This is a genomic window from uncultured Gordonia sp. (assembly GCF_937858515.1).
In the GTDB taxonomy this organism is placed as follows: Bacteria; Actinomycetota; Actinomycetes; order Mycobacteriales; family Mycobacteriaceae; genus Gordonia.
In genome coordinates this window covers 29,917-41,164 of the sequence record NZ_CALLZT010000109.1, presented here as the reverse complement: position 1 = coordinate 41,164, position 11,248 = coordinate 29,917, and the positions used below count along the sequence as shown (strand labels likewise).

Below are 11,248 nucleotides of genomic sequence, written 5' to 3'. Positions count from 1 at the left end.
GATGGCTGTAGGTCCATTGTGTCCGTGGCACCGAAACGAATATCGTCCGGGCCGCATGACGCGTTAGGGCGGTCGACCGTTCGGTCGACCGCCACCGGTCATTGTTCTCTGTGGGTTCAGCGTTCCGTGTGGGTTCAGGGGGTCATTCGTCCATTATGGCAAGGTCCCCGCCCGCATTGAGCCGGCCACGCATCCCGGTCGCGTACATCCGGACTCCGTCACCTGCCGGATCTGCGACGAAACGCACTGCGGTGTCCCCCATTCGGATGAACAGGCCGCGCGCCACAGCCTCACCCGACACGTACACGTCGCCGATCTCGCCGGCAGCCGCCTCCGCGAGCCGCTCGTCGAGCACCTTCACCACGACACCGCCGATCGCCTTACCCGCGGTAGGCGGCTTCTTGCGTGCCACCCGGCCCCTGGTGGCCCAGCCCCACGCCCCGGCGGGGCCGTAGGCGGTGAAGATACGGCGGCCACGTGCCCACCAGTCGGTGACGATGTCGTCGCCGCACCGTCCTCCGAGGACGACGATGTTGCGGACCGCATCCGCGGACTCCGGGTCGATCGAGGCCAGCACGGACGGTTCCAGCCAGACGTCGGTGACCTCGCCTGCGGCGAGGACCTCGCCGAGAGCCGCGCCATGACGTTCGTCACCGGACAGGACAAGTGTGTGTCCAGCCATGACTCCGGCGATCATCGTCACCCACGCCGCGACAGAATCGGTGGGAGATGTCACAAGGACCCGGGTGTCGGGGTCGGTGACCCGTGATCCGGTGATCCCCCTACACTCGTCGGACACCTGTTCGACCCCCTGGTGGGTGAGCACCACCCATCCGTCGCCTCCCGCGGGATGGTCGTCGGCCACGAGCGCGACGGCATCGGTTCGGCGGACCGGCCGACGCAATTCTGATGCGGCGATCGGTACGTCCGGAACATTGTCGCCGTCCTGCTCGGTGACGACGAAGACCGAGCCCACCCCGTGCAGACTGCCGGACACCGAGGCCGCCCGGTCGGCGGCGCCGGTCAGGCAGGCCGCCCCGGCCTTGATCGCACCCCAACAGGCAACGACCCGGTCGACCGGCGAGTCGGTGTCGATGACCACGACGTCTCCTGAGCCCGCCCCGCGCGCGATGAGCGCCCGGGCTGCGCGGTTGGTGCGGCGTTCGAAGGACACGTAGTCGAGCATGGTGTCACCGAAGATCAGCGCCGGGTGCGCCGGATCCAGATCGCGGTGTGCGATCAGGTCGACCAGCGTGCCGGATTCGATGGTCACGATGTCGCGGTCGCCGTCGGCCGGTGCCGCCACTGCCCCCGGTGCCGCGGTGACGATGTCGATATCGCCGACCGCGGTCGCCGATCCGGTCACGATCGCGGCGAGCACCCGCAGCCACACCTCGGCGAAGCGCTCGATCGTCGCCTCGTCGAACAGCGAACTGGCGTAGGTGAACTCGACCCGGGTGTGTCCGGCCGATTCCACGACGCTCACCATCACGTCGACCTTCGCGTCGGTGGAATCGACGAGGATCGGCTCGACGCCGGCGTCCTGCTCCCCCAACTCGACTTCGCCGATCGTGTGGGTGAGTGAAACCTGCGCGAGCGGTGCGTAGGCGGTGGAGCGCTGCGGTGCGAATCGCTCGACGAGCTGTTCGAACAGCACGTCGGCATGACCGAAGGCGTCGAGATCGGTACGTCGTACGACATCGAAGACGTCGCCGACCGACGCCCCGGGGTCGATCCGCGTGCGCAGCACCAGAGTGTTGACGAACATGCCGACCAGGTTTTCCAGCGCACGGTCGGTACGTCCGTCGATCGGTGAGGCGATGACCACGTCCGTGGTTGCCGCCAATCGTGCGACCGTCACCGCGAGCGCCGCATGGAACACCATGAACGAGGTGACCCGGTAGTCACCGGCGCACCGTGCGACGGCGGTGGCGATGTCGTCAGGCAGCACGGTGCGGACCACCGCGCCCGCCGGATCGGCGACCGCCGGTCGCGGCCGGTCCATCGGCAGGTCGGTGACCGCGGGCAGACCGTCGAGGTGGGTTTGCCAGTACGCCAGTTCCCGGGCAAGGATGCTCGCGGGGTCGCCCGGATCGCCCAGTGCGCGTTGCTGCCAGAGGCTGTAGTCGGCGTACTGCACCGGCAGCGGTTCCCACCCGGGCGCCGCGCCCGCGGTGCGCGCCACGTACGCAGCGGTCAGATCGGCGATGAACACACGCCCGGATCCACCGTCGAAGGCGATGTGGTGGGCCACGATCAGTACCTCGGTGATACCGGCCGCGGTGTCCTGCCAGATGCGCACCCGCAGCGGCAGATCCGTGGTGACGTCGAAACCTTCGCCGGCGGCCGCAAGCGCCTCGTCCCGGCTGTCGCAGATCTGCCAGTCCAGCAGTGCCGCAACCTGTTCGGCGTCGGCGATCTGCTGGTACGGGCCGTCGGCGTCCGACGGATAGCGGGTGCGCAGCACCTCGTGCCGCCCGATCGTGTCGAGCACCGCACCCCGCACCGCGGCGACGTCGATCGTGCCCTTGATCCGGACCGGCAACGGAATGTTGTAGGCCGACGACGCGGTGTCGAATTGGTTGACGAACCACATCCGGCGCTGCACGGACGACAACGGGAGCCGCTCCGGGCGGGGCACCACCGCCATCACCGGCGGCAGGTCCGGCGCGTTACCGGCCGTGGCGGCGATCAGCCCGCGCACCGTCGGAGCCTCGAAGACGTCGCGCACCGATACCCGCACCGCGAGCGCCGTACCGGCCCGCGACGCCAGCCGCATGGCGAGTAGCGAATTGCCGCCGGCGTCGAAGAACGATGTGGTGACGCCGAACCTGTCGAGTCCGGTGACATCGGCGAAGATCCGCGCGAGCACCGCCTCGATATCCGAAGCAGGCGCCACGTACTCGTCCACCGATGCCGACAGGTCCGGACTCGGCAACGCCGACCGATCGGTCTTACCCGCCGCGTTGGTGGGCCACTCGTCGATCGGCAACCACACCTCCGGCACCATGAACTCCGGAAGCAGCTGCACCGCATGTGATTTGACAGAATCAACGGAGACGTCCGCGGGCGCCAGATAGCCGACGAGATGCTGCGCCCCGGACTCGGACCGCACCACCGCGGCGGCGGCGTGCACGACGCCCGGCACCCCCGACAGCACCGTCTCGATCTCGCCGAGTTCGATGCGCTGACCACGCAGCTTCACCTGGAAATCACGCCGGCCGAGATATTCGAGATCGCCCGAATCATTGTGGCGCACAATATCTCCGGTGCGGTACAACCGGCCGCCGGCCGAGAACGGGTCGGCCACGAAACGATCGGCGGTCATCGCCGGAGCCGACGCGTACCCCCGTGCCGTCTGAGCGCCCCCGAGATACAGTTCGCCGGACACACCGGCGGGCACCGGATGCAGACGTGTATCGAGGACGTACGCGGACATCCCCGGCACCGGCCGTCCGATCGTCACCCGCCCATCGGCGGGGTCGAACTCCGAGATCGTGGAGTAGATGGTGGTCTCAGTCGGCCCGTACTGATTGTGGACACCGACCGACCATTCCTCGGTGACCTGGGCGGCCACCGACGGTGGCAGTGCCTCACCACCGACGGACACCTTGGCCAGTGTCTTGGCCCACGTAGGAGCCCCGCCGGGTAGATCCGGGCCGAGCGTCTCGGCCATCATGGCCATTAACGACGGAACGACGATCATGGCCGTGACGCCGAACCTCGCGATCGCCGCAGCCAGCGCCTGCGGGTCGCGATGCTCGCCGGGTTCTAACAGCACCAGCGGTGTTCCGTCAACGATCGGCCGCACGAACTCCAGCACCGCCGGATCGAAGGTGTACTCGAGCACCTGCAAGAACACGTCGTCGGGCCCGAAGCCGTAGTGCTCGCGGTCGGCGTAGACCTCGGCCATCAGCGCGCGGTGGCTCACGGTCACCCCCTTGGGGCGGCCCGTCGATCCGGAGGTGAACATCGTATAGGCGGCATTGTCCGGGCGCAGCGGGGCGATCCGATCGACGTCGGTCACTGCCGGGGCGGCGGGCACGGCGTCACCGGAGCAGTCGACGGTGAGCACCCGGACGCCATCGGAGCCGGCGAGCACCCGGACGCCGTCGGAGCCGGCGATGCCCGCCGCGCCATCGGCATTCCCGGTGAGCAGCACCGACGCGCCGGAGGTGGCCAGGATGTAGCCGACCCGGTCGGCGGGCGCGTCGGGAGCGATGGGCACGAACTGTCCGCCGGCTGCCCACACTGCGTGCAGGGCCACCACCATCTCAACCGAACGCTCGAACCGGATGCCGACCGCGGTGTCGGGACCGACACCGGACGAAATGAGTTCGCGCGCCAGCACATTCACCCGATCACCCAGTTCGGCGTAACTGACCGACCGGTCCCCGGAACACACCGCGATCTGCTCCGGCGCCGAGGCGACACATCTGCGCAGCAACCCGGTAACCGAGTCCGCTCCGACGTCGACCGTTCCCCCGGACGCGGCGTCGAGCAGTCTGCGCTCATCGGTCGCCGTCATCAGGTCGGCGTCGCCGACCGCGGCGTCGGGGTCGGCGGTCAGGCCGTCGACCAGCCGGACCAGCCGCTCGGCGAACCCGGCCATCGTGAAGTCGTCGAACAGGTCGGTGGCGTAGGTGATGGATCCGGCCCAGTCGGTACCGTCCGCCGATGGCGACAGCACCACCTCGATATCGAGTTTGGCCGGTGCCGACGGCGGATCCAGCGGCTGCACCCGGACCCCGGCGACGGACAGCTCCGCGCCGATCCCGGCCTGCGGGTCGAACGAGAGCGACACCTGCGCCAGCGGTGAGAATGCCTCGCTCCGAACCGGATTGAGCGCCTCCACGACCACCTCGAACGGCACGTCGGCGTTCGCGTAGGCATCCAGATCGATGCCCCTGACCTGGCGCAGCAGTTCGGTGAACGAATCGTGCTGATCGACCTGGGTGCGCAGCACGAGCGTGTTGACGAACATGCCGACGAGCGGGTCGAGGACTTGCTGACCGCGACCGGCGACCGGCGCCGCGATCGCGATGTCGTCGGTGGCGCTCAGCCGCGACAGGAGCACGGCCAGCGCCGCGTGCACCACCATGAACGGGGTGGCCCGGTGGCGGCGTGCGACCTCATCGATCTCGGCACCGACGGCCGCCGGGAGCGTGAAACCGACCCGCGCACCGCGATGGGAGGCGACGACGGGCCGCGGGCGGGCGCCGGCGATGTCAAGCACCTCGGGCAGCCCGTCGAGCCGGTCGCGCCAGCGCTCAAGCTGGCGCCCCACCACCGAATCCGGGACGACGCGCTCACCTGTCCGGGGGTCACGCCGAACCCGTTGCGCCGCTTCCGGATCACCGAGAACGCGATGCTGCCACAGGGCGAAGTCGGCGAACTGCACCGGCAGCGGCTCCCACGCCGGCGCGGCCCCGCCGCTGCGGGCGGCGAAGGCGGTCACCACGTCGGCCACCAGCGGCGGCATCGACTCGCCGTCGACCGCGATGTGGTGGGCGACGACGGCGAGCAGGTACTCGCCGGACGCCTGCTCGTACAGCCGCACCCGCAGCGGCCAGGTCTTGGACACGTCGAAACCGGTGGAGACGGCGGCCACGATGTCGGCCTCGGAGTCGACGACCCGCCAGACCTCGCTCCGGTCGAACTCGTCGAGTTGCCCGACGACCTGCCGGGGCTCGCCGTCGACCGCCGGGAACGACGTGCGCAACACCTCGTGCCGGGCGATCACATCTCGCACCGCTTCGCGCAGGGCGGTGGTGTCGACGGAGCCGGTCAGCCGCAGTACCGCGGGCACGTTGTAGGTGGCCTCTGTGGGGTCGAACTGGTTGATGAACCACAGCCTGGCCTGGGCGAACGACAACGGGATGACGTCCGGGCGCGGATCGATCGCGGTGATCGGAGGCAAGACCCGGTCGTGGCCGGCAACCTCGGCGACGAGGCCGCGAACCGTGTCGGCGGAGAACACATCGCGCACTGTCACCGTGACACCGAGCGCGTCGCCGGCGCGCGCTGCCAGGCGCATCGCGGCCAGCGAGTTGCCGCCCAGGTCGAAGAACGACGACGTGACGCTCACCCTGTCGACACCGAGGACGTCGGCGAACACCTGCGCGACGAGTTCCTCGGCGTCGGAGGCGGGTTCGGTGAAGTCGTCGCCGGGGACGCCGAACTCGGGTTCCGGCAACAGTTTTCGGTCGAGCTTTCCGGAGGCGCTGAGCGGCACGTCGGCGAGTGGCACCCATGCGGTCGGCACCATGAATTCCGGCAGTCGCAGCGCGGCGAACGCCGTGACGCCGGCGACGTCTACATCGGCAGGCGTCAGATATCCGGCCAGCACCTGGTCCCCGGCGGGGGTGGTGACGACGGCAGCGGCGGCGTGCACCACGCCGGGCGCGGCGGCCAGCACCGCCTCGACCTCACCGAGCTCGAGGCGCTGACCGCGCAGCTTGACCTGAAAGTCGGTACGGCCCAAGTATTCCAGCGCATCGGAAGCCGTCCAGCGCACCAGGTCGCCGGTGCGATAGAGGCGTCCGCCATCGGGGCCCAGCGGATCGGCGACGAACCGTTCGGCGGTCAGGTCCGGGCGCGCGGCATAACCACGGGCCAGCTGCACACCGCCGAGATACAATTCGCCGATCACGCCGGGGGGCACCGGGTGCAGGCGTTCGTCGAGCACGAGCGTCGTCGTGTTGGGTACGGGCGTACCGATCGGGATGACCTCGTCGCCGACCCGTGCTTCATGGGCGGTGACGTCGACCGCGGCCTCGGTGGGTCCGTACAGGTTGATCAGCCGCACCGCGGGCACCCCGGTGAGCAGAGCCCGTGCGGACGAAGTCCCGAGCGCCTCCCCGGAGGTGAACACGACCCGTAGCGATGTCAGCTCCGCGAGACCGTCCGCGCCGAGGACATCGGTGAACGCCGACAGCATCGACGGCACGAAGTGCATCACGGTGATCTGTTCTGCTCGTACGAGAGCGGCCAGATAGTCCGCGTCGCCATGTCTGCCGGGTGCGGCGATGACCAGCGGCGACCCGATGACCAACGGCAGCAGCAGTTCCCACACCGACACGTCGAAGGTCGCCGGGGTCTTCTGCACGAACACGTCGGAAGCCGACAGCCCGTACTGCTCGCGCATCCACTCCAACCGGTTGCGCAGCGCCCGGTGCGAGACCGTGACGCCCTTGGGCTGCCCCGTCGACCCCGAGGTGAACAGGGTGTATGCGGCGTGGTCCGGACGCAGCGGCGCCAGACGCTCTGCGTCGCAGACCGCTGCTGCCGAGTCCGGATGGATCTCGCCGGAACAGTCGACGACGACCGTCCCGACTCCCTCGGGCAGGTTGGTGACACCGGAGCCTGCCACCAGGACGAGGCCCGCGCCCGCGGTGTCCAGCATGTAGCGGACCCGTTCGGCGGGCGCATCGGCCGCGATCGGCACGTACTGGCCGCCGGCGGCGAGCACCGCGTGCACGGCGACGAGCAGTTCGACGCTGCGGTCGATCAGCACGGCGACCGCGGTATCGGGGCCGACACCCAGCGTTATCAGTTGCCTCGCAAGGGTATTGACGCGTGAACCGAACTCAGCGTAAGTCACCGTACGGGAGTCGTGGCGCAGCGCCGGACTGTCCGGGGAGCTGACGGCGCGAGCCCCGATCACATCGACGACGGTGCCGGGCGGCACCGGCTGCGCCGATCCCTGCGACGCGGCCAGGACCGCGGATCGTTCAGCGGCGTCGACGATTCCGGCCTCCCCCACCGGCAGCCCGGGATCGGCGGTGAGCCCCTCGAGCAGTGCGACGAACCGCCGCAGCATCGTCGCGGCCGTCGGCTCGGTGAACAGATCGGTGGCGTAGGTCAGGGCCAGCGACCACGGATCGCCGGCGGCCGCGGTCGACACGATCACCGACAGGTCCAGTTGCGCGGGAATCACCGGCAGCCCGACCGGGCTGAATTCCAGGCCGCCCACCGCGATGTCGGCGCCGGCGGCAGAGGCCGCCGGATCGAACGACAGCAGCACCTGTGCGAGCGGCGAGAAGGCCTCGGAACGAACAGGATCCAGTGCCTCGACGACCGATTCGAAGGGGGCCTCCGAATGCCCGAACGCGTCGAGGTCGACGCCCCGCACCGCGTGCAGGAACTCGGTGAACGTCTCGCCCGAGAAGGTCTGGGTACGCAGTACCAGGGTGTTGACGAACATGCCGACGAGCGGTTCGAGGACGGCCTGGCCGCGGCCGGCGATCGGGGTGGCGACGGCGATGTCGTGAGTTGCGCTGAGTCGGGCCAGCAGGACCGCGAGCGCCGCGTGCACCACCATGAACGGGGTGGCGTCATGGGTACGCGCCACCTCCAGGATCTGTGCCGCCACCGCGGCCGGCACCTCACCGCGGACCTGGGCGCCGTGGTAGGAGGCAACCTTGGGCCGGCGATGATCCGCGGGCAGGTTCAGCACATCCGGCAGACCCGCCAATTGTTCACGCCAGTAGGCCAATTGGCGAGCCACCACCGAGCCCGGATCGCCGGCACCGCCGAGCGCCCGGTGCTGCCAGATGGCGTAGTCGGCGAACTGCACGGCCAGCGGAGCGAATTCCGGTGCGCGCCCGTCGATCCGGGCGGCATATGCGGCAAGCAGATCACTCACCAGCGGCAGCACGGATTCGCCGTCGACGCCGATATGATGGCCGACGACGGCCAGCAGATGCCGTGAGGCGTCCTCCGGGTCGGCCGAAATACGCACCCGCAAAGGCCAATCCGTGGTCACGTCGAAACCCTCGGAGATGGCGCCCAGCAGTTCGCCGGGCGACCCGGCCACCCGCCACACGTCACGGGCGTCGAGTTCGGCTACGTCACCGACGAGCTGGAACGGTTCACCGTCCGGGGCGGGGAACGAAGTGCGCAGGATCTCATGGCGGGCGACGAGATCGCCGACCGCCAGCCGCAGCGCTCCGATGTCCAGCGGTCCCGACACCCGAAGCACCGCGGGAATGTTGTAGGCGGGCGAGGTGGTATCGAGCTGATTGATGAACCACATCCGTGCCTGCGCGAACGACAGCGGCACCCTGGCCGGTCGCGGCACCACCGCCACCACCGCGCCGAGTCCCGCGTCGGCGCCGGCCACCCGCTCGGCGAAGCCGCGTACCGTGGGTGCCTCGAACAGGTCGCGCAGGTTCAGGTCGACACCCATGTCGTCGCAGACGCGGGCGACGATGCGCGCCGCCAGCAGCGAGTTGCCGCCCATGTCGAACACGGACTCGACGACGCTGATCTTCTCCAGCCCCAGTACCTCGGCGAAGATCTTCGCCAGCGTGGCCTCGGCATCGGTTGCGGGTGCGACGAATTCGACCGCTGACACCAGGACCGGCGCCGGCAGTGCCCGGCGGTCGAGCTTGCCGTTCACATTGAGCGGAAGCTCATCGAGTACCGTGATCACGTCCGGCACCATGTACTCGGGAACCTTGCCCGCGACAACACGTTTGATATCCGCGGGGACCAGTTCACCGGCCGCCGAGCCCGCGGTGACATAGCCGACGAGCTGATCGGGGAAACCGTCGCGCGAATGTACGGCCGCCGCCGCCGCGCTGACCCCATCCGCGGCCAGCAGCGCGGCCTCCACCTCGCCGAGCTCGATCCGGAAGCCGCGCAGCTTCACCTGGTCGTCGGCGCGGCCGAGGTATTCGATGCCGCCGTCACGGATCAGCGCGACGTCGCCGGTCTGGTACATGCGGTCGCCCGGGCTGCCGAAGGGGTCGGCGACGAACCGGGTGGCGGTCAGTTCGTACCGGTCGGCATAGCCGCGGGCGAGTTGCCCACCGGCCAGGTACAGGTGCCCGGGCACCCCGTCGGGTGCCTTGACGAGCCGTGAGTCGAGCACGTACGCACGCACACCGGGCAGTGCGGCGCCGATGTCGCTCGCCGATGTGGCCGCCACGAAATCCGGGGTCAGCTCGCGGCGGGTGGAGTAGACGGTGGCCTCGGTAGGCCCGTACATATTGTTCAGCTGCGGTCCGGCGCTGCCCTCGCAGCGTTCCCGATCGGCGAACCAGCGCCGAACCTGCAGGAAGTCGAGTGCCTCACCGGCCAGGATCATCGACCGCACCGACGCGGGGAATGTGCGGACCGACGGCTCCCGCACGGCCTCGGCCAACTGGTAGAACGCCGACGGTGTCATGTTGATCACCGTCACCCGCTCGGCGTCGAGCACCCGCACCAGATCCGGCGGCGTCCGCGTGGTCAGGTAGTCCAGAACCACCAGGCGACCGCCCCAGCACAGCGACACCCAGACCTCGCTGACCGAGACGTCGAAGGCATAGGAGGTGTACATCGCCCACACGTCGTCGGGCGAGTAGTCGTATTCGCGGCCCATCGCCGACAGCAGATTGACCACGTCGGCATGGCTGATGACCACGCCTTTCGGGCGGCCGGTGGACCCGGAGGTGTACATGACGTAGGCAGGGTGCGCGCTGTCGATCCGGGTGGGCAGCGCGGCCCGGTGGTCGTCGGTGGCCAGGGCGCGCTGCCCGGCGACGGTGACCAGTTCGGCACCGAGGCCGGACCATTGCCCGATGGTCGCTTCGTCGGTGAGCACCAGAACCGGGTCGGCGTCGTCGACGACCATCTGCAGGCGGTCGACCGGGTGGGTCTGATCGAGTGGCAGGTAACCCGCCCCGGTCTTGACCACGGCCAGCAGTGCGACGACCAGGTCGATGCTGCGGGGCAGGGCGACGCCGACCAGCTTCTCGGGTCCGGCGCCGGCGGCCAGCAGGCCGGCGGCCAGATCGTCGGACAAACCGTCGAGCTCGGTATAGGTGACCGTGCGTCCGTGTTCGTCGGTGAGGGCGGTGCGCTCCCCGAAGCGGGCCGCCACCGACCGGAAGATACCGGGCAGGGAGGCGAGGTCGGTGCTGCCCGCGTAGCCGAGGGCTCGCGCCCGGATCGCGGCCACCGTCTCCCTGGTCTGTGCGGCCACGGCCTCGGGCGATAGTCCCGCGACCGGGAGGGCGGGGGTCACCGCGGCCCCGACGGCCGCGTCGGTGTCGATGCCCTGAGCTGCGAGAACCCTGGCGGTCAGCGACAGTTGTGTGTTGAGCTGCGCGAACGACACGGGTCCGGCGACACCGTCGACGGCGACCGAGTCTGGCGCAATCGTCGCGGCGAACGCCACCAGGTCCACCGTCGCCGGGGCAGGACCCCAGACACGGCTGAACGCGGCAGCAACCTCACCCACACCCGTCACGCCAAACCA

Annotated in this window: 1 protein-coding gene; it reads right to left on the bottom strand. The window is 69.6% G+C overall.

What is annotated here, in order from left to right; translation table 11 throughout:
* Positions 1-142: 142 nt before the first annotated feature.
* A complete protein-coding gene (locus Q0627_RS09985; protein ID WP_298809429.1) occupies positions 143-11,239 on the bottom strand; it encodes a non-ribosomal peptide synthetase in 11,097 nt (3,698 codons plus the stop codon).
* Positions 11,240-11,248: the final 9 nt, after the last annotated feature.